Source organism: Pseudomonas sp. 21LCFQ02 (genome assembly GCF_024129895.2).
In the GTDB taxonomy this organism is placed as follows: Bacteria; Pseudomonadota; Gammaproteobacteria; order Pseudomonadales; family Pseudomonadaceae; genus Aquipseudomonas.
In genome coordinates, this window is sequence record NZ_CM178749.1 from 3,510,572 (window position 1) to 3,530,048 (window position 19,477).

Genomic DNA, 19,477 nt, shown 5'->3' on the forward strand with positions numbered 1-19,477 from the left:
GAGATACCCCATGATTCACAACAAGACCCTGCCCGCCTGGTACCAGTCTCACCCGGTGCTGGAGACGATGGTCGCACTGCGCGAAACCCAGTGGTTCAACCCGTCTGTCGCGCCCACGGCCCAAGCCCTGGGCGATGTGGGGCTGACCGCGCAGGATGTGGCTGCCGCCAGTGCCCGGCTGCGCCGCTTCGGGCCTTACCTGGCCAGTGTTTTTCCCGAGACGGCCGAGGCTGGCGGGATCATCGAATCTGGCGTGGTGCCGGTCGAGTCGTTGCGTCGACACCTGTTGAGCGAGGCCGGTCTGCACGACAGTGGCAGGTTATGGCTCAAGACCGACAACCAGTTACCGGTGTCCGGATCAATCAAGGCCCGCGGCGGTATTCATGAAGTGCTCAAGCATGCCGAAGACCTCGCGCTGCAGGCCGGTCTGATCGTTCCGGGCGATGACTATCGCAAGCTGGACAGCGACGCGGCCAGGGCATTTTTCGGCCAGTACCGCATCGCGGTAGGCTCGACCGGCAATCTGGGGCTGTCGATCGGCATCATCAGTGCCACGCTGGGCTTCCAGGCCTGCGTGCATATGTCTGCCGATGCCCGGCAGTGGAAGAAAGACCGGCTGCGCGCGCATGGTGTGCAGGTGCTGGAGTACGAGTCTGACTACAGTGTTGCGGTTACCGAGGGTCGGCGTCAGGCCGAGGCGGACCCAATGTGCTACTTCGTCGATGATGAAAACTCGCCACATCTGTTTCTCGGCTATGCCGTGGCCGCTGAACGCCTGGCCGGGCAGTTGAGCGAAGCGGGCATCGTCGTCGACGAGCAGCATCCGTTGTTCGTTTATCTGCCTTGCGGCGTGGGCGGTGGTCCCGGCGGCGTGGCGTTTGGCTTGAAGCTGGTATTCGGTGACGCTGTGCATTGTGTATTTGCTGAACCCACTCATTCCCCCTGCATGTTGCTGGGCGTGTACACCGGCTTGCACGATGCGGTGAGCGTTCAGGATTTCGGCATCGACAACCTCACCGCCGCCGACGGGCTGGCGGTGGGGCGTGCGTCGGGGTTTGTCGGCAAGGCCATGCAGCGGCTGATCGACGGCTACTACACGGTGGGCGATGCGCAACTCTATCGGCTGCTGCGCTGGGTTTTCGAGCACGAAGGCATACGTCTTGAGCCGTCGGCACTGGCTGGCGCGCCAGGGATGCTCAGGGTGTTGCAGGACCTGCCGTACCGCAAGCGTATCGGGCTTGATCCAGAAACAGCCGCCAGGGCAACGCACCTGATCTGGGCTACCGGCGGCAGCATGGTACCGGCTGACGAATTCAGTGACTATTTGCGCAAGGCTCAGCCAGCGCCGACCCTCTTATAATCGCGGCCCGCAGTTTCGCGAAGGAGGTGAGTATGCCGTACTGGGGACACCGGGCAGGAGAACGGCTGACCGGCCGCAACCTGACCAATTTGCATACGTTTCTGGTGGTGGCCCGGCACATGAGCTTTGCCCGGGCCGCCGATGAGCTGTGTCTTACGGCCAGTGCGGTCAGCCACCGGATTGCCCGGCTCGAAGGCAGCCTGCATGTAAAACTGTTCTGGCGCCTGCCCCGGGAAATCAGCCTGACCGATGATGGCGAACGGATCTTCCTGATCATGCAGGGCGCCATGGACAGCTTGTCTGAAGTGTTCCAGCAGCAGGCCGACGCGCCGGTGGCCGGCCCGCTGACCCTGTATGTCAGGCCTTCGATTGCGCGTTGCTGGCTGGTTCCGCAGTTGGGCCGGTTCGCCGCACAGTATCCGCAGGTGCAACTGGACATCCGGGTCGGTAACGAACGAATCGACTACCGTACGCGCAAGATCGATCTGGCGCTGTGCTATTCCAGCGACGGTTTTCCCGGTCTGGTCAGCACGTTGCTGATGAGCGAACGCATCGCCCCGGTGTGCAGCCCGGAGTATGCAAGGCGGCTAGCGCTGCTCCACACCCCGTCTCGCTTGCATGCCTGCACCTTGCTGCATGACGTCGAAGCCTGGGAAAACGCCGCGTTCGATGCCGAGTGGCGACTCTGGGCCAAGGCGGCGGGTGCGCTGGATTATCTGCCGGAACATTCGATCACCTTTGACCGGTCAGACCTGTGCGTGACCAGTGCGCTGGGCCATGGCGGCATCGCGATTGGCCGCGAACGTCTGGTGCGTAGTCATATCAAGCGCGGTGAACTGGTCTTGCCTTTCGGTGACTTCGTCGATTGTGGCAACCATGGCTACTATCTGGTCCATCCTGCTCACTCAAACATGCCCAAGCGCCTGCAGGTGCTGATCGACTGGCTGCGGGCACTGGCCGGGGAGGCAACACAGCCCTGAAACCGGCAGCGCAGAGCGCTTGAAAGAAGTATTTCAGAGCATTTCCGATAAAAGGTTCGGGCAGATGTGAAAAAATTGTGATTTCATACGAACGGTTCTCAAAAGCGCTTATTACTCTTTGTCTTTTGAGAAGCGTCCGTATTGCCAGGAAGGCCTCAATCACTCTTGCCCAGGTACCCCGTTTCATGGCCCTTTGTTTTCCTTCCCGCCCGACCCTGCTCGCACTCTGCTGCTGCGCAAGCTTCACCACTCACGCTGCTGATCAGGTCGTCGAGCTGGGCGCTACTGATGTCAATGCCACGGCCGTTAAAGCCAATACCAGCACCCAGCCCGAGGCGTATGCCGGCGGTCAGGTCGCGCGCGGCGGGCAGATGGGCATTCTGGGCAATCAGGACAACATGAATGTGCCGTTCATCATGACCAGCTACACCTCCAGGCTGATCGAAGACCAGCAGGCTGAAGACGTTGGCGACGTGCTGCTCAACGACCCGTCGGTGCGTCAGTCGTTCGGTTTCGGCAACCAGTCTCAGGTGTTCGTGATTCGTGGCATGCCTCTGAGCGGTGACGACATTTCCTACAACGGTCTATACGGCGTGCTGCCACGCCAGATTCTCTCGATCGATGCGCTGGAGCGGGTCGAGGTGTTCAAAGGGCCGAACGCCTTTATCAACGGCGTGCCCCCCACCGGCAGCGGCTTGGGCGGCGGTGTCAACCTGCAGCCCAAGCGCGCCGGCGACACCCCGACTCGTCGCTACACCCAAGACATCAGCACTGATGGCCGGATTGGCGAACACCTGGATCTGGGCCAGCGTTTCGGCGCAGACAACCGCTTTGGCGCGCGCGTCAACCTGAGCCAGCGCGAGGGCGAAACCGCCATCGACGATCAGGACCAGCGCAGCAAGCTGTTTGTGGCCGGCCTGGACTACCGTGGCGACAATTTCAGGGTATCCAGCGATTTCGGTTACCAGAAAGAGCGCATCAACCACCTGCGCAACACCGTGCAGATCGGCAATGCCACTCGTGTACCCCGCGCGCCGAGTGCCAGCCACAACTATGGCCAGGACTGGACCTACAGCGAGACCGAAGACACCTTCGGCATGCTGCGCGGCGAGTGGGACCTGAGCGACAACTGGACCGCCTACCTGGCCGGTGGCGTCAAGCACACCCGTGAAACCGGGATCTACGGCACCCCGACCCTGGTAGGCAACAACGGCGCGGCAACCGTCGGCGGTTCGGAAATTCCGCACAACGAAGACAACACCACCTTCAGTGCCGGCCTCAACGGCCGCCTGCAGACCGGTCCGGTCAGCCATCAGATTGCTGTTGGTGCGTCGACCATCTGGACCCAGCAGGAAAACGCCTACGTCTTTTACCGCTCGACACCGGGCAACACCAATATCTACAGCGGCGGGCGCCTGCCGATGCCGACGGTGGTTTCCAGCACCGGTGGTGAAATGGGTGATCCGGGCGTGACCGGCAAGACCCGCAACCGCAGCCTGGCGATTTCCGACACCCTGGGGCTGTTCGATGACAAGCTGCTGGTGACCTATGGTTTGCGCCGTCAGCAACTGCGTGTCGAAAACTACCTGTATGACGGCACAAGTTCCAACGGGGTTATCAACCCGGCCAACAACGGCAGCCGCAGTTCGCTCTATGACGAGTCCATTACCACTCCGGTCTATGGCATCGTCTACAAACCGGTTGAAAGCGTTTCGTTGTACGCCAACCGCATTGAAGGTCTGGCCCGTGGCCCCATCGCTTCAGGGACCAACATCACCAACCTGGGCCAGGCCTTCCCGCCGGGTCGCACCAAGCAACTGGAAGCCGGTGTAAAGCTTGACCTGCAGAGCTTTGGCGCCAACCTGGCGGTGTTCCGCATCGAGAAGCCCAGCGACGGTTACGTTGACAGCAACCAGCAGCTTTATATCCGCGACGGCGAGCAGGTCAACAAAGGTATCGAGCTGAGCGTGTTCGGCGAACCGGTCGAAGGCCTGCGCCTGATGGCCGGCGGCACCCGTATGAGGTCGCAGCTGGAAAACACCGCAGGCGGCACCAATGACGGCAACCACGCCATTGGCGTGCCGACCTTCCAGCTCAATGCCAGCGTCGATTGGGACGTGCCGGGTATCGAAGGTTTGGCCCTCAACGCCCGCGCCCTGCGCACCGGTGGCCAGTACGCCAACGCCAGCAACACCCTGAGCCTGCCGACCTGGAATCGTTTCGACGCCGGCGCCCGCTACAGCTTCAAGGCCTGGAAAGACCTGACCCTGCGTGTGAATGTGGAAAACATCACCGACAAAAACTACTGGGCCTCGGCCAACGGCGGCTACCTGACCCAGGGTGAGCCGCGTCTGGTGAAGTTCTCCGGGACGATTGACTTCTAAGCAAGGATCACTGCCCTGCGCGCCGCCTTGCTTTTGCGGCGGCGCTCAGGCCGATGACTGACCAGTGTTGAAAGGGGCCGTCTCAAGCGTTGCGAAGCTGCTCGATCCGAGCGCGACCGGCATGGGTGATGGCGTATTCCCCCTTGTCACTGAGGCGATAGCGTCCTGACTCCAATCGCGTGATCGAGATTCTTACCCATCCGCTTTCGGCAAGCGCTTGGCCGACTTCAAAGCTCATTTCGCGCTCCAGATCAAGAATCCGTAACTCTCCGATCTTGTAGCGGTAAAACGCGATCAACGCTGCATCGACAGCTTCCTGGTTGACCACTTGAGCCTCTTGCATTTGACCTCCTAGGCCTGGCTGGTTGCTCCATGGGGCCTGGCAAAACGTGCCAAGCGACTGATTCGAGGCACACCGTACTACGGGCTTGCGGGCGTAGGTACTGGCTTTGCATCCAACTGGGTGGGTGGCCGGGAGGTGGTGTCGCCAAGAGGCTCATGAGGGTCGGCTTTGTTGAAAAAAACAGTACTAGAAGTCGTCAATGACTTCTTGTCGCTGGCCACTCCAATGGTGGGATACGTCTAGGTCGAGGTTGGTTTTTTGGGGCGCACTGGTCAGCGCAAGCCTGTCTGTTGGCGTTGCCCCACGGCGGCTAGCTGACCCTGGGTGAGCCGAGCCTGGTCAAACTCTCCGGGGATAAATTTTCAAAAGCGTTGCTCTAAGAAACGGTTCAGCTTTGTCTGTTGTTAGATAATGTAACTGCAGTTTGTTGTCTTTTCGGTTCGCTGTGTAGGAATGGTTCTCTCTGTGTGTGGTTTTTGATTTTTGCCTAATAAATTTCTGTTGATATAAATATGTATGTCGAAGCGTATTTTTTGTATCTGTAGCTTCGCCGGTGAACAGCTAATGTTCATCGGTTGCTTTGCTTTGGGATGATCAGTTATGTTCTGTGCGCAAGTATGACGGGCTCGCCTTATTAGTGGGTGCCAGAGGCTGCGTTAAGTAATACCTGTCCGAAGCAAGGCATTAAAAATGCTTCAGTCAGGATGTTGCTTTTGAATACCAATACATTATACCTGCCACCTATCTCGGTATCGGATAGCCGTGATCTAGACGATTTCAGACGACATCAATGGGAGCAAGAGTTTCATCGATACCAGCCTGGTGGCTGGGGAATAGATGCAATGGACTTAAGGGAGTCAATGGGCTCTATTGGCAGCTGGGTAGCGCAATTTAATTCTGCTGCGCAGTCACTTGCACAAGAACACGAGAAGAGTCTGAGTGAATTGGGCAGGGCGCTGTTGGTAGAAATCGACAGCGTGGCGCTGCACAGCCCGTTGTGGGGGCCAAGTCATCTACAACAACTGACGGCGAAAATATCCGCACTTCATCATCTGTATGTTCATAAAGATAACGAACTGACGAGCATCGGTCCCAGAGTGAGTAGGGGCTTCGGGCATGATCGCAACGCCAATCTATCCCATTTCATGAAATGGGCAGGGCACGGCCAAGAGGGTTATGAAAAATGGCATGACTCGATCGTGGCTTGGTACCGAACGCGGGTGCTGTGGGAGGCGAAAAGCTTTCTTGAAAGACACCTGCCTGCGCTGGAACGGGATCTGCAAATCGAAACAGCGGGCCTTGAGCATGAACGACATCTGCAAGTTATGGCTCACCAGCGCGATGTGGAGCGCAGGGCACGGGAGGCTGTTGAGCAACAGGTCAGGCAACTGGCTGCCGAACAGCGTGCCCGCGAGCACGCGTTACAGCAAGCTGCCGCCGAGCAAGCGCGCCTTCAGGCCGAGCAGCAAGCTTTGCAACTTGCACAGCAAGTCGCAGTAGAACAGGAGGCACAGCGGCAGGCTGACGAAGCTGCACAAAAAGCACAGGCCGCCGCAGAGTCTGACCCGCAATCCATCCCGCTTACCGAGTTGAAGCCCCTTACCGGGACGCTGATTCCGGTAATGGGGCCAGGTAGAGTTGCCAGTTGGCTGAACACGCCTCAAGCCAAGGCCGCAGCAGCAAAGGCTGCGGGCTCTCTGGCCAGGTATCTGGACTCATTCATCCGCTCAGCCGATCAGATGGGCGCCGAAGTCTCGCGCCAAGCCGTCAGCGCAGTGGCGTCGCTGCGTACCACGATCCAGGATTTCGGTGGTTTCTTTTCCGGCAGTCTTCCGGCTGCGGATGTCCTGCCGCCAAACCGGGCTGAACTGTCAGATATCGCCGCCCGACAAGGCTCTGTCGAAGTTCCCGGCTGGGGGCTGGTGTTGGGAGAAGTTGCCGGCGCCGTTGAGCTGCCAGAAATCTCGGTCAACGCAGCGGCTCATGTCGAGGTGCGCAGTGCAACGTTCCATAGCGCGAGTAATACCTGGAGCGTGGCGTTGCCGGCCCATCCGGGTGTCAGCCTGATCTGGACCCCGGTGGCGCCACCGCCAGACAGCTCTACTGCTCTGCCTGCCGCTCCGCCTACGGAAATGCCCTACATTGGGGTACCGCTGTCTCCCATCGAATCAGAGACTTATCCGCTACCGGTTGCGCCGCCGGAGCTGCATGGTTTGATCACCGTTTTTCCCGCAGAGTCCGGGGTGGCACCGTTGTTTACGGTGTATAGCAGTCCCTATCCCGGTGCGACAGTCAAAGGGATGCATAGTGGAAGGTTCTATAATTCTGAGAAAGCGGGTGGTTCGATCCAAAATTTGCGATGGGAAGATGCAGTGGTGACTAGAGTCGGTATTGATCTCGTGAAGTTGCATACTGGGCGTTTAAGCTACTCAGCCGCCAATGCAGTAATGATTGAACGATTAGAAATTATTCTTGCTGGTGGTCTGGAAATGAGTGATACGGACAGGCGCTATTATACTCATGAGCTCAGAGAGCTGGAGCGTTATCGGAGCGCCGGTGTGGATGATGGTCCGGTCCCGGAAGGGATCATGGGCGAGGTCTGGAATAATGCTCACACTGCTACGCTGGAGGATTTTAAGTTAAAAGATGATTCAGAATTACTGTACACTCCAGAAGCCAGGGCGGCTGAAGCTGAGCGGGTTCAACGTGAATATAAAGAGATTTTGCGAGGTGTCCAATGAATGTTGTGGAAGAGATTGTCAGAAATGAGCCGCTAGAAGATGTTCTTTCTGTCATTGCGCTTAAGTTTGGTATTCCGTCAATTGATATGACGTATAGCAAGTATCGTAAAGATGTTGTGTTGAGTGGTGAGCTTTTTACTGTGTATCAACGTCTTGTCAGTGACGGCGTGCTTGTCAGTAGTGGGAGTTGGCATGCCGCTAAAGGGCCGAACTGGAAGGAACCTGCATTTGTGAGAGATGGCAAATACTCACACCTTTTAATGGACTGATTTCTCATTTAGTTATTCAGGGCCTCGGCAGCCGGATGACCGTCGAGGTTTTGATATGGGCTTTTCAATGTGTACTTAAGGCTGGCCACTGACTACTGCTTGAACGCCCCACTGAACGAAGTATCGATAATGCCCTTGGTATCGAACGCCTTGGGCAGCGCACCGGTTTGCACCAGAAAATCGGCAGTGCCTTGATAATCCCTGGCTGCCTGTTCGTCCACCGGGCCGACGGTCATGTTGGCCTGGCCGATCCAGTGGCGTGACACGGCCGGGTCGAGGTTGGCCTTTTTTGCCCACTGGTCAGCGTAGGTCTGCTTGTTGGCTTCGACCCAGGCGCGGGCTTTGTGCAGGCGGCCGAGGAAGTCGGCAATGGCTTCACGCTTGGGCTCGATGCTGTCGGCATTGGCCGCAATGCTCGACAGGCCGGGCATCAGGTCACGGGCAGTGATGATCGGCCTGGCGCCTGAGAACACTACCTGCTGTGAGATATAGGGCTCCCAGACCGGGAAGGCGTCGATGCTGCCCCGTGGAAAGGCGGCTGCCGCGTCGATCGGCATCAGTTTGACAAACTCCACGTAGTCATGGGGCAGGCCGACTTTATCGAGGGCGCGAAGGGTCAGCTGTTGACTCCAGGCACCCGGCCAGTAGGCGACTTTCTTGCCCTTGAGGTCTTCAATGGTCTTGATCGGCGAGTCCTTGCCCACCAGCAGGGCGATGGTGTCCGGGTTCTGCCGGGATACTCCGATCAACTTGACCGGTGCGCCTTTGGCGGCCAGAAACAAAAAGCCCGAGTCGCCCAGAAAACCCAGGTCCAGGGCACCCACCTCCAGGCCTTCGGCCACCGGCGCGGCGGACTGGAAGTGTTTCCATTCCACCCTGTAAGGTGCGCCTTCCAGTACCCCGGAGGCTTCCACAGAGGCGCGCACGTTGTAGTAGTTCTGATCGCCAATGCGCAGCACCGTGGTGTCGGCGGCATGGGCGAGCGGGGTGATGATCGCCAGCGCCGCAAGGCTGCGGCGCAGTACACGAGGCAGTTTCATAGGTCAGGTTTCCTTAGCCGACCTTGCGCGGTTGCAAGGTGGCAATATGTTCACGGATCGCCGGGATCAGGCCCCGACCGTAGAGTTCGGCATCGTCCAGCGGATCGAAACCGCGAATCAGAAAGGTGCTCGCCCCATGCTCCCAGTAGCGGCCCAGCGACGCGGCGACCTGTTCAGGCGTGCCGACCAGCGCGGTGGAGTTCCACTGCGCACCGGTCAACCGCGCAACGCCGGTCCATAAGCGCTCATCGAGCACCTCGCCGCGCTGGGCCGCGGCCAGCAGGCGCTGGGATCCGGTGTTGCCTGGCGCATGGCCGTGCAGCGGCAGGCCGAGGCGTTCGCGGTTATCGCGGATGCGTTCGAGAATCTCGGCGGCGCGTTTCCACGCGGCCTCTTCAGTGTCGGCGACGATGGGCCGGAACGACACCGAGATCCGCGGCTGGCGGCCACTGGCCCGAGTGGCCCGGCGCAGGTGCTGCACGTGTTCGGCAAAATCGGCCAATGGCTCGCCCCACAGCATGTAAGTGTCGGCGTGGCGGGCGGCCACTTGCAGCGCGGCCGGGGACGAGCCGCTGAAGTAGATCGGGATGTGCGGCTTCTGCCTGGGCCGCACGTTGGGCAACGCGCCCTTGAAGTGATAGAACTCACCCTGATGGTCCACCGGACCTTGCGCGGTCCAGATTGCCTTGAGCGCTTGCAGGTATTCGTCGGTGCGCGCATATCGCTGATCATGGTCCAGCCAATCGCCATCGCGCTGCTGGTCGACGTCGCTGCCGCCGCTGATCACATTAAGTGACAGGCGGCCGTTGCTGAACTGGTCAAGGGTCGCCAGTTGCCGGGCGGCCAGTGGCGGGGCGATCACGCCGGGACGATAGGCCAGCAGGATACCCAGGCGCTCCGTGGCCGCCGCAATGAACGAACTGACCACTGCGCCTTCGGCACCGTTGGAGAAATAGCCCACCAACGCCTTGTCGAAGCCGGCCTGTTCATGAGCCTGGGCGAAGCGACGCACGAAGTCGGCGTCTACTGCGTCGCCCAGCGGCTGGTCCACCTCGGCACTGGGGGTGGCGGTGATCATGCCGATGATTTCCACGCTCATGAAAACTCCTTCGCTGTTTGCCAGGATATGGTCGTCGGTTATAAGCAAGGCAATGCAGCCTGCCTGATGCTTATAAGAGTATTGGCGAGTGCGTGCGAAGGGAAATTCGTTTTTGATATAAGCTAATATTTTAAAAATGCATCAAAACTAATATTTAAAATGCAATAAATATATTTTAAGCGTGATCATCATGCGTATCGGTCATGCATGAGGTGCAGGCACCCACGTGCCGAGTGTTTTTTTCAACCGCAACAACGGCTTGCCGAGGCTGGTGCCAGAATAATGACGTTGCGCGAAATATCACTGCCGCTTGATCTTTATCTCTGCTGGTATGCAGCTATTCTCCAGCCTGACCCCGCTTTAATCTCACCTGGAATCAAGGTCGCTCTCAATAGCCGGTATTTGAGGAGTCTGCGATGCGCCTGCACTCGATTCGTGTTCAGATGATTTTGCCCATAGCGCTGCTGGCCCTGATTATGGTGGGCTTGCTGCTGTTCATGTTTCTCATGACCCAGGTGCAGCAGGATGCAATGCGCCGTCAGGCGGAGACCTATTTCGAGTCGGTGGCGGTGGTGCTCAACGCTGATCGGGATATCTATCAGGCACTGATCGCGCAAGAGCGGCTGATGGCCGGCGAGGGCAAGGTCGCCGACAACCAGCGCGAATTCACTGAAAACGCCCAGCAGGTGTTTGATCGGTTCCAGAAGTTTCGCGGTTTCATGGCCGATGAACCTCAGGTGCTGGCCCCCTTCGCCAATTTCGACCCGCTGTATCGCGAGTGGCTGGACGCCAGCACCTCATTGAATGCCTCGGCCGAAGCGGGACGCTCGCTGGCCAACACCTTGCAACAGCAGGACAGCCAGTTTCAGATCATCCGCGACATGCTTGACCAGGCCGGCGAGCGCTTGCGTGAGCACACCAGCCAGCGCAAGGCCGAAGCGGATGGCAGTGCTGACTTGCAGCAGTATGTTGAAGCGCTCTCGGAGGTTCTCAATGCCGACCGTGATGTCTATCAGGCGCGGCTGGCCCTGCAGAAAATGGCCGCAGGTTCAGGCGATGTAGCCGAAAATCGCGCATTTTTCGAAGAGAATGTCGAGCAGGCACTGCGGCGTTTCCATAATTACCGCAGCTACCTGATCCGCGAACCCGAGCTGGTTGCGCCGTCAGCGCAATTTGATCTGATCTTTAATCAATGGGTGCAAGCCAGCCGGGCGATGTTCGACTCGCCGCCGGCACGTACCCAGGCCAGCGTGCCGCAGGCCAGAGTCATTGCCGATCAGCGCTTTGCCGCTATTCGTGAGGTGTTGAACAAGGCCGGTGAGTCCGTGACCGCCCACGCCCGCCAGCAGAAAGAGGCGGTTCGCAAGCAGGTTGCCAGCTATGAGCACATTGCGATTGTGGTCATTGCCCTGGCCTTCGGCGTGGCCTTGTTGATCGGCTATTACATGCCGTTGATGCTGACCCGCAAGGTCGAGCATGTGACGCGGCGGATCCGGGAAATCGCTGAAGGCGATGGCGACCTGACCCAGCGCATCAATTCGGGCTCGCGTGACGAACTCGGTGATCTGGCCAGGGAGTTCGACGGCTTTGTCGAGCACTTGCGCGCAATCATCCGCGCCATCCAGAGCCAGTCAGTCACGCTGGGTGGCATGACCGGCGAGCTCAATACCGTTTCCGACCAGGCCGGGCGGATCAGTGAAGGGCTAGTGAGCGCGTCCGACTCGATGGTCAGCGCCGGCAACCAGATGAACGTCTCCAACCAGCAGATGGCCGATCTGGCCAAGGGCACCGCCGATGAGGCCAGCCACTCCAGCCAGTTGACCCATCAGGGCGGCACGGCGGTGAGTCTTTCCAATAGCGCCATCGAACGCCTGGTGGTCGATATCGAACTGGCTCTGGAGCGCTCAGTGGATCTGGAGCAGAGCTCGGCGGCCATCACCTCGGTGCTGGAAGTGATCCGAACCATCGCCGAGCAGACCAACCTGCTGGCGCTCAATGCCGCCATCGAGGCGGCCCGGGCCGGCGAGCAGGGCCGCGGCTTTGCCGTGGTGGCCGATGAAGTGCGGACCCTGGCGACCCGTACCCAGGACAGCACCCGCGAGATCGAGACCATGATCGAGCGGCTGCGCCAAAGTGTCAGCGAGTCGAGCACGGCGATTCGCAACAGCCGCAGCAACGCGCGTAACACGGTGGAGCATATCAATCAGGTCAGCACGATTTTCAGCTCCCTCAACACCTCGTTCGACCGGGTTCAGGAGATGGCGGCGCAGACTGCGCTGGCCACCGATGAGCAGGCCAAGGTTTCCCATCACATCAGCGAGAACCTGACCTCACTCAGAGAACAGACTGACGGTGTGCGCGGCATGTCCAATCAGGTGCATAGCCAGTCCAGGCAGATTTCCGCGCTTTACCAGGAACTCAGCCGCCAGGTAGACAGCTTCAAGGTCTGAGCCGCATTGATTACACCTGGTCGCGCCGGTGCACCTGCTGCCCGGCCGACCAGGTTTCGCGCACCACCCGGTCATCGCCCAGGGTCATGAGCACAAACAGAATCTCTTCAATAGTGCGCGTCTGTTGCAAACGCTGGCTGAGCAACGGCGTGGCGTGATAATCGAGGACCACGAAGTCAGCTTCATTGCCGGGCTTGAGGCTACCGATCCGGTCGTCCAGGCGCAGCGCGCGGGCGCCGCCCAGGGTGGCGAGGTACAGCGACTTGAACGGGTGCAGCTTTGCACCTTGCAACTGCATTACCTTGTAGGCCTCGTTGAGGGTCTGCAGGATCGAAAAGCTGGTGCCTGCGCCAACATCGGTACCCAGCCCCACCCGAACCCGATGCCGTTCGGCCATCGGCAGGTTGAACAGGCCGCTGCCCAGAAACAGGTTCGAGGTCGGGCAAAAGGCGATGGCCGACCCGGTTTGCGCCAGCCGTGCGCACTCGGCATCACACAGGTGTACCCCATGGGCAAACACCGAGCGCTCGCCGAGCAACTGATAATGGTCATAAACATCCAGGTAGCCGCTGCGCTGTGGGTACAGCGCCTTGACCCAGTCGATTTCCTGAAGGTTTTCACTGAGGTGGGTTTGCAGGTACAGACCGGGGTACTCCTGCAACAGGCGTCCGGCCATGGCCAGTTGTTCAGGGGAGCTGGTCGGTGCGAAGCGTGGCGTCACCGCGTAACTGAGGCGGCCCTTGCCGTGCCAGCGCTCGATCAGCGTCTTGCTGTCGGCGTAGGCTGACGCCACCGTGTCTGTCAGATCGTCGGGGGCATTGCGGTCCATCATCACCTTACCGGCGATCATCCGCAGGTTATGCTGCTCGGCGGCCCGGAAAAATGCCTCGACCGACTCACGGTGCACGCTGCCGAACACCATCGCGGTCGTGGTGCCGTTACGCAGCAGCTCATCAATGAATGACTGCGCAGCCGTGGCGGCATGGTGCGGGTCGGCAAATTGCCGCTCGCACGGGAAGGTGTAGGTGTTCAGCCAGTCCAGCAGTTGTTCGCCATAGGCGCCGATCATTGCGGCCTGGGGCAAATGAATATGGGTGTCGATAAAACCAGGCGTGATCAGTGCATCGCGGTGCTCGATCACGCTGACCTCGCTGCCCAGCGTCGGCAGCAGGTCGCCAGCCTCGCCCACGGCGCTGATATGCCCGTCCTCGACCAGCAGCAGGCCGTCGGCGAAATACTGGTAACTGGCCTCAATACCGACCTGGGCAGGATCCTCGATGCTGTGCAGCAAAGCCCCGCGGTGAGCAGTGCGATGGGCTGAAGCAGGACTCATGAATACCTCTTGCAAGACCGGTTGATAAATACAGGTTACAGGACGCCGGTTCGACGTGTTTGCAGCGCTGGAGTTTCCGGATGTTTTGCTCATCCATGTTTGTGCGCTTGAGATACACTGCGCCGCCATGTGTAGCGCGGAATCTGAAGGAATTACATGATGTTCAAGGCGCCGGACAGTCTGGCAGAGCAAATTGCCCAACATTTGGCCGAGCGGATCATCCGTGGCGAGCTTAAACCCGGCGAGCGTATCCAGGAGCAGAAAGTCACCCAGGCGCTGAATGTCAGCCGCGGCTCGGTACGTGAAGCACTGCTGGTGCTGCAGCGCCGGCACCTGGTGGTGATCCTGCCGCGCCGTGGCGCCCAGGTCACGGCGCTCAACGCCCACCATGTGACCAGCCTGTGCAAGCTGATGAGCGAGCTGTACATCCTGCTGGCCATCGCGGTGTCCGAGCGCTGGCAAACGGAAAGTGACCTGCATGGGTTTCTGGCCATCCAGCAGCGCCTGACCGCCAGTTTCGAGCGTCAGGACGTCCAGGCCTTTGTCGATGACAGCTTCAGCATTATGCGCGCGGCGTTTCCGTTCGCCGACAACCCGTACCTGCAAGAAACCATCGAGAACCTGCAGCCGTCGATGAGCCGCAACTATTACCTGGCCCTGGAGCAGCGCAAGGCCGAAATGGGCGATTTCCTGGTGCTGTTCGCGCAATTGCTGCAGGCGGTGATTGATCGCGAGCCGGCGCGCATCCGCAGCGTGCTCGCCGAATACGGCCAGCGCAATTGCCAGCTGGTGCTGGCTGCTTTGACGGCAGCCTGACCCCATGCGCCTCAAATGCATCAAGCTGGCGGGGTTCAAATCCTTCGTCGACCCGACCACGGTGAACTTCCCCAGCAACATGGCGGCGGTGGTCGGGCCCAACGGTTGCGGCAAATCCAACATCATCGACGCGGTACGCTGGGTGATGGGCGAGAGTTCAGCGAAAAACCTGCGCGGCGAGTCGATGACCGACGTCATCTTCAATGGCTCGACCAGCCGCAAACCGGTCAGCCAGGCCAGTATCGAGCTGGTGTTCGATAACTCGGCCGGCACCCTGGTCGGTGAATACGCCGCTTACGCGGAAATCTCGATTCGCCGCAAGGTGACCCGCGAAAGCCAGAACACTTATTACCTCAACGGCGTCAAATGCCGCCGCAAGGACATCACCGACATCTTCCTGGGCACCGGTCTGGGGCCGCGCAGTTACTCGATCATCGAACAAGGCATGATCTCCAAGCTGATCGAAGCCAAGCCTGAAGAACTGCGTAATTTTATCGAAGAAGCCGCCGGCATTTCCAAGTACAAGGAGCGCCGCCGCGAGACCGAAAGCCGTATTCGCCGCACCCAGGAAAACCTGGAGCGCCTGACCGACCTGCGCGAAGAACTCGAACGCCAGATCGAGCGTCTGCACCGTCAGGCCCAGGCGGCCGAAAAGTACCAGCAGTACAAGGCCGAGGAGCGTCAGCTCAAGGCGCAACTGTCGGCCCTGCGCTGGCAGGCACTCAACGATCAGGTTCGCCAGCGCGAGTCGGTGATCGGCGACCAGGAAGTGGCTTTCGAGGCGCTGGTGGCTGAGCAGCGTAACGCTGACGCCGGGATCGAGCGGCTGCGTGACGGCCATCACGAGCTGTCAGAGCGTTTCAATCTGGTGCAGGGCCGCTTCTATTCGGTGGGCGGCGACATTGCCCGGGTCGAGCAAAGCATTCAGCACGGCCAGCAACGCCTGCGCCAGTTGCAGGACGACCTGCGCGAGGCCGAACGGGCGCGGCAAGAGACTGAATCGCACCTGGGCCATGACACCACCTTGCTGGCGACCCTGAACGAAGAGCTGGAAATGCTCGAACCCGAACAGGAAATGACCGCCGCCGCTGCCGAAGAGTCGGCCGTGGCGCTGGAAGACGCCGAAGCCGCCATGCATGGCTGGCAAGAGCAATGGGACCAGTTCAACCAGCAGTCCGCCGAGCCACAGCGCCACGCCCAGGTGCAGCAGGCGCGCATTCAACAACTGGAGCAGGCCCTGGAACGGCTGGCCGAGCGCCAGCGGCGGCTGGCAGAAGAGTTGCAATTGCTCGCAGCCGACCCTGAAGACGCGGCGATCCAGGCGCTGGACGAAGAGTTGGCGACCCGCCAATTGACCCTTGAAGACCTGCACATGAGCGAGGAGCAGGTCGTCGAGCAACTGGAAAGCGTGCGTGCAACGCTGCAGCGCAGCACCCACGACCAGCAGCAGGCGCAAGGCGAACTGCAGCGGCTGCACGGTCGCCTGGCTTCGCTGGAGGCCCTGCAACAGGCTGCGCTGGACCCCGATAGCGGGACCGCCGAGTGGCTGCGTGATCAGCAGTTGAGCCAGCGGCCACGATTGGCTGAAGGGCTGAGCGTCGAATCAGGCTGGGAGCTGGCGGTCGAAACCGTGCTGGGCGCCGATTTGCAGGCGGTGCTGGTCGATGATTTCGCTGGGCTGGATCTGGCCGGTTTCAGCCAGGGCGACCTGCGGCTGGTCAGCCCGGCCGGTGACGCGGCGCGGCTGCCGGGAAGCCTGCTGGATAAAGTCAGCAGCGATACTGACCTGTCGGCCTGGCTGGGCCAAGTGCTGCCAGTGCAGGATCTTGACGAAGCGCTGGCCAAACGTAGCGCCCTGAGCAGCGGGCAAAGCCTGATCAGCCGTGATGGCTATTGGGTAGGCCGGGACTTTCTCCGGGTTCGACGGGTCAGCGAGGCGCAGAGCGGGGTGTTGGCCCGTGGTCAGGAAATCCAGCAGTTGCAGCTCGAGCGTGACGAGCGTGAAGCGGCGCTGGCTGAGCTTGACGAGCGTCTGCAGGGGTTGCGTGAGCAGCAGACTCAGCACGAACAGCAGCGGGAGGAGCTGCGCCGCAAGTTACAGGACGAAAACCGCCAGCAGGGCGAGCTCAAGGCACGCCTGTCGGCAGCCAAAGCCAAGGCCGAGCAACTGACCCTGCGCCGCGTGCGGCTTGAAGAGGAACTGGCCGAACTGGCCGAGCAACGCAGCCTGGAGCATGAAAACCTCGGTGAGTCGCGCCTGCAATTGCAGGAAGCGCTCGACAGCATGGCGCTGGACACCGAGCAGCGTGAAGTGCTGCAAGAGCGCCGCGACAGCCTGCGCGAGCGGCTCGACCGGGTGCGCCAGGAGGCGCGCCAGCACAAGGACCGCAGCCATCAGTTGGCGGTGCGCCTCGGCTCGCTCAAGGCCCAGCACAACTCCACTCATCAGGCCCTGGAGCGGCTGCGCATGCAGTCCGAGCGCCTCAGCGAACGCCGCGAGCAACTGAGCCTGAACCTGGAGGAGGGCGCGGCGCCGCTGGAAGAGTTACGCATGAAGCTCGAAGAGCTGCTGGAGCGGCGCATGGTCGTCGATGACGAAATGCGCACCGCCAAAAATGCCCTGGAAGATGCCGACCGCGAATTGCGCGAGGTCGAGAAGCGCCGCAGCCAGGCCGAGCAACAGGCACAGCTGTTGCGCGGGCAACTGGAGCAGCAGCGCATGGACTGGCAGTCGCTGACCGTACGGCGCACCGCCTTGCGGGATCAACTGCACGAGGACGGTTACGATCTCGATGGGGTGCTCGCCACCCTGTCGGCCGATGCCGACGAGCGTCAGGCCGAGCAAGAGCTGGAAAACATCGCCGCGCGCATCCAGCGCCTGGGGGCGATCAACCTGGCGGCCATTGATGAATACCAGCAGCAGTCTGAGCGTAAGCGTTACCTGGATGCCCAGGACGCCGATCTGGTCGAAGCTCTGGACACGCTGGAGAACGTGATCCGCAAGATCGACAAGGAAACCCGCAACCGTTTCAAGGACACCTTCGATCAGATCAACAGCGGCGTGCAGACGCTTTTTCCAAAAGTTTTCGGTGGCGGCTCGGCTTATTTGGAACTGACGGGCGAAGATTTACTCGATACAGGGGTGACAATCATGGCGCGCCCCCCAGGCAAGAAGAACAGCACCATTCATTTGTTGTCCGGTGGCGAGAAAGCCCTGACTGCTTTGTCTCTGGTGTTTTCGATATTCCAGCTCAATCCGGCGCCGTTCTGCATGCTCGACGAGGTCGATGCGCCGCTGGACGACGCCAACGTGGGCCGCTATGCACGTCTCGTGAAAGAAATGTCACAAACCGTGCAATTCATCTACATCACCCACAACAAGATTGCCATGGAAATGGCTGATCAATTGATGGGGGTCACCATGCACGAACCCGGATGTTCGCGCTTGGTGGCGGTGGATGTCGAGGAAGCCATGGCCATGGTGGACGCCTGATTGCGGGCCGCCATGGCGGCAAATATGGCTTTTTGATAGGACGGTTGTGCGCCAGATAACGGTTCAGGACACAACAGGTGATACAGACGGTGTTAAGTTACCGAAGGTCGTGCTAGTTTAATGACCACTTTTTTATTTCAGCGTGGGCAAAATGCCAGTTAGAACATAGACTTGGCTCCACGTTTTAAAGGGGTTTAACCCCCTGGTTTTCGAATTTCTCATTTGAGGCACTGGATTACATGGAAATCGGTCTGCGTGAGTGGCTGATCGTCATCGGCATTATCGTCATCGCCGGCATTCTCTTCGACGGCTGGCGCCGTATGCGCGGCGGCAAGGGTAAATTGAAATTCAGGCTTGACCGCAGCTACTCCAACCTGCCGGATGACGACGAAGCCACGTCGCCTGAGCTGTTGGGCCCCTCCCGGGTGCTGGAGTCGCAAAAAGAACCGGAGCTCGACGAGCATGACCTGCCATCGATGAGCGCCGAAACGCGCGAGCCGCGTCGGCGCTACAACGACAAGAAGCCGCGCAAGGACGAGCCGCAGGCGGGTGACCTTGAGCTGGACGACGAAACCCCCAGCTTCTCGGCCCGTGATCGTGAGCGTGACCGCGAAGAAGTGCTGGTGGCGGAAGAAAAACCGGCCTCACGCACCTCGTCCGGCTATGGCAATGTTTCTGACGACAAAGAGCAGACACCGCTGGAAGAAGTTCTGGTGATCAGCGTGATTTCCCGCGACGAAAGCGGCTTCAAGGGCCCGGCACTGCTGCAGAACATCCTGGAAAGCGGCCTGCGTTTCGGTGAAATGGACATTTTCCACCGCCACGAAAGCATGGCTGGCAACGGCGAAGTGCTGTTTTCCATGGCTAACGCGATCAAGCCGGGTGTGTTCGATCTGGACGACATCGACCATTTCAGCACCCGTGCGGTGAGCTTCTTCCTGGGGCTGCCAGGTCCGCGTCACCCCAAACAGGCGTTTGACGTGATGGTTGCGGCGGCGCGCAAGCTGGCCCATGAGCTTAACGGTGAACTCAAGGACGATCAGCGCAGCGTGCTGACCGCCCAGACCATCGAACATTATCGCCAGCGCATCGTCGAATTCGAGCGCCGTGCACTGACTCAGCGCCGCTGAGCGAGGCGGGCGCGGCATGCAGGCCCGCCCGTGTTTCAC

12 protein-coding genes and 2 pseudogenes are annotated in these 19,477 nt (G+C 60.0%); 10 read left to right on the forward strand and 4 right to left on the reverse strand.

Features of this window, described 5'->3' with window-relative positions; all coding sequences use genetic code 11:
• The first annotated feature begins 10 nt into the window (after positions 1 to 10).
• From dsdA to NJC40_RS15780, 3 genes are all read left to right on the forward strand, one after another.
• Complete coding sequence (gene dsdA / locus NJC40_RS15770; protein WP_253140184.1) at positions 11 to 1,360, forward strand: D-serine ammonia-lyase; 1,350 nt, start codon at positions 11 to 13, stop codon at positions 1,358 to 1,360.
• 32 nt (positions 1,361 to 1,392) lie between these two features.
• The gene (gene dsdC, locus NJC40_RS15775) at positions 1,393 to 2,340 is read left to right on the forward strand and encodes a DNA-binding transcriptional regulator DsdC (protein WP_253140185.1); all 948 of its coding nucleotides are present in this window, start codon (positions 1,393 to 1,395) and stop codon (positions 2,338 to 2,340) included.
• A 185-nt stretch (positions 2,341 to 2,525) separates the two neighbouring features.
• On the forward strand, positions 2,526 to 4,724 hold the full coding sequence (locus tag NJC40_RS15780) for a TonB-dependent receptor (protein WP_253140186.1): 2,199 nt from the start codon (positions 2,526 to 2,528) through the stop codon (positions 4,722 to 4,724).
• 82 nt (positions 4,725 to 4,806) lie between these two features.
• Here NJC40_RS15780 and NJC40_RS15785 read toward each other — a convergent pair whose 3' ends face one another.
• Positions 4,807 to 5,067 carry a hypothetical protein gene (locus tag NJC40_RS15785; RefSeq protein WP_253140187.1) on the reverse strand — a complete coding sequence of 87 codons (261 nt, stop codon included), beginning with the start codon at positions 5,065 to 5,067 and terminating at the stop codon, positions 4,807 to 4,809.
• 704 nt (positions 5,068 to 5,771) lie between these two features.
• Here NJC40_RS15785 and NJC40_RS15790 point away from each other — a divergent pair.
• Positions 5,772 to 7,808, forward strand: coding sequence for an S-type pyocin domain-containing protein (locus NJC40_RS15790; RefSeq protein WP_253140188.1), 2,037 nt, complete (start codon positions 5,772 to 5,774; stop codon positions 7,806 to 7,808).
• Positions 7,805 to 8,077 (forward strand): immunity protein, encoded by a 273-nt coding sequence (locus NJC40_RS15795; RefSeq protein ID WP_253140189.1) that lies wholly within the window; start codon positions 7,805 to 7,807, stop codon positions 8,075 to 8,077. The genes NJC40_RS15790 and NJC40_RS15795 overlap by 4 nt, the downstream gene beginning before the upstream one ends.
• A 92-nt stretch (positions 8,078 to 8,169) precedes the next feature.
• Here NJC40_RS15795 and NJC40_RS15800 read toward each other — a convergent pair whose 3' ends face one another.
• Together NJC40_RS15800 and NJC40_RS15805 are read right to left on the reverse strand one after the other, a co-directional pair.
• Positions 8,170 to 9,117, reverse strand: a complete 948-nt coding sequence (locus NJC40_RS15800) for an ABC transporter substrate-binding protein (RefSeq protein ID WP_253140190.1) — start codon at positions 9,115 to 9,117, stop codon at positions 8,170 to 8,172.
• 13 nt (positions 9,118 to 9,130) lie between these two features.
• Positions 9,131 to 10,216 (reverse strand): LLM class flavin-dependent oxidoreductase, encoded by a 1,086-nt coding sequence (locus tag NJC40_RS15805; protein ID WP_498056026.1) that lies wholly within the window; start codon positions 10,214 to 10,216, stop codon positions 9,131 to 9,133.
• Positions 10,217 to 11,670: 1,454 nt separating this feature from the next.
• Between NJC40_RS15805 and NJC40_RS15810 the strand changes: the two are divergent.
• Positions 11,671 to 11,763: pseudogene (locus tag NJC40_RS15810) on the forward strand (hypothetical protein); the annotation flags it as partial.
• Between the two features lie 387 nt (positions 11,764 to 12,150).
• Positions 12,151 to 12,666, forward strand: a pseudogene (locus tag NJC40_RS15815) (methyl-accepting chemotaxis protein); the annotation flags it as partial.
• A gap of 10 nt (positions 12,667 to 12,676) precedes the next feature.
• Here NJC40_RS15815 and guaD read toward each other — a convergent pair.
• A complete protein-coding gene (guaD, locus tag NJC40_RS15820) occupies positions 12,677 to 13,999 on the reverse strand; it encodes a guanine deaminase (RefSeq protein WP_253140192.1) in 1,323 nt (440 codons plus the stop codon).
• Between the two features lie 156 nt (positions 14,000 to 14,155).
• On the opposite strand from guaD, the gene NJC40_RS15825 reads away from it, so the two are divergent.
• The 3 genes from NJC40_RS15825 to zipA all read left to right on the forward strand — a co-directional run bounded on the left by NJC40_RS15825 (position 14,156) and on the right by zipA (position 19,438).
• On the forward strand, positions 14,156 to 14,815 hold the full coding sequence (locus NJC40_RS15825; RefSeq protein WP_045489817.1) for a GntR family transcriptional regulator: 660 nt from the start codon (positions 14,156 to 14,158) through the stop codon (positions 14,813 to 14,815).
• 4 nt (positions 14,816 to 14,819) lie between these two features.
• A complete protein-coding gene (gene smc / locus NJC40_RS15830; RefSeq protein WP_253140193.1) occupies positions 14,820 to 18,308 on the forward strand; it encodes a chromosome segregation protein SMC in 3,489 nt (1,162 codons plus the stop codon).
• 239 nt (positions 18,309 to 18,547) lie between these two features.
• Positions 18,548 to 19,438, forward strand: a complete 891-nt coding sequence (zipA, locus tag NJC40_RS15835; RefSeq protein ID WP_045489821.1) for a cell division protein ZipA — start codon at positions 18,548 to 18,550, stop codon at positions 19,436 to 19,438.
• Positions 19,439 to 19,477 lie beyond the last annotated feature (39 nt).

Excerpts from the sequence above, each read along its gene's own strand:
- dsdA (WP_253140184.1), top strand. The coding sequence starts at position 11 with ATGATTCACAACAAGACCCTGCCCGCCTGGTACCAGTCTCACCCGGTG.
- dsdC (WP_253140185.1), top strand. The coding sequence starts at position 1,393 with ATGCCGTACTGGGGACACCGGGCAGGAGAACGGCTGACCGGCCGCAAC.
- NJC40_RS15780 (WP_253140186.1), top strand. The coding sequence starts at position 2,526 with ATGGCCCTTTGTTTTCCTTCCCGCCCGACCCTGCTCGCACTCTGCTGC.
- NJC40_RS15785 (WP_253140187.1), bottom strand. The coding sequence starts at position 5,067 with ATGCAAGAGGCTCAAGTGGTCAACCAGGAAGCTGTCGATGCAGCGTTG.
- NJC40_RS15790 (WP_253140188.1), top strand. The coding sequence starts at position 5,772 with ATGTTGCTTTTGAATACCAATACATTATACCTGCCACCTATCTCGGTA.
- NJC40_RS15795 (WP_253140189.1), top strand. The coding sequence starts at position 7,805 with ATGAATGTTGTGGAAGAGATTGTCAGAAATGAGCCGCTAGAAGATGTT.
- NJC40_RS15800 (WP_253140190.1), bottom strand. The coding sequence starts at position 9,117 with ATGAAACTGCCTCGTGTACTGCGCCGCAGCCTTGCGGCGCTGGCGATC.
- NJC40_RS15805 (WP_498056026.1), bottom strand. The coding sequence starts at position 10,216 with ATGAGCGTGGAAATCATCGGCATGATCACCGCCACCCCCAGTGCCGAG.
- guaD (WP_253140192.1), bottom strand. The coding sequence starts at position 13,999 with ATGAGTCCTGCTTCAGCCCATCGCACTGCTCACCGCGGGGCTTTGCTG.
- NJC40_RS15825 (WP_045489817.1), top strand. The coding sequence starts at position 14,156 with ATGATGTTCAAGGCGCCGGACAGTCTGGCAGAGCAAATTGCCCAACAT.
- smc (WP_253140193.1), top strand. The coding sequence starts at position 14,820 with ATGCGCCTCAAATGCATCAAGCTGGCGGGGTTCAAATCCTTCGTCGAC.
- zipA (WP_045489821.1), top strand. The coding sequence starts at position 18,548 with ATGGAAATCGGTCTGCGTGAGTGGCTGATCGTCATCGGCATTATCGTC.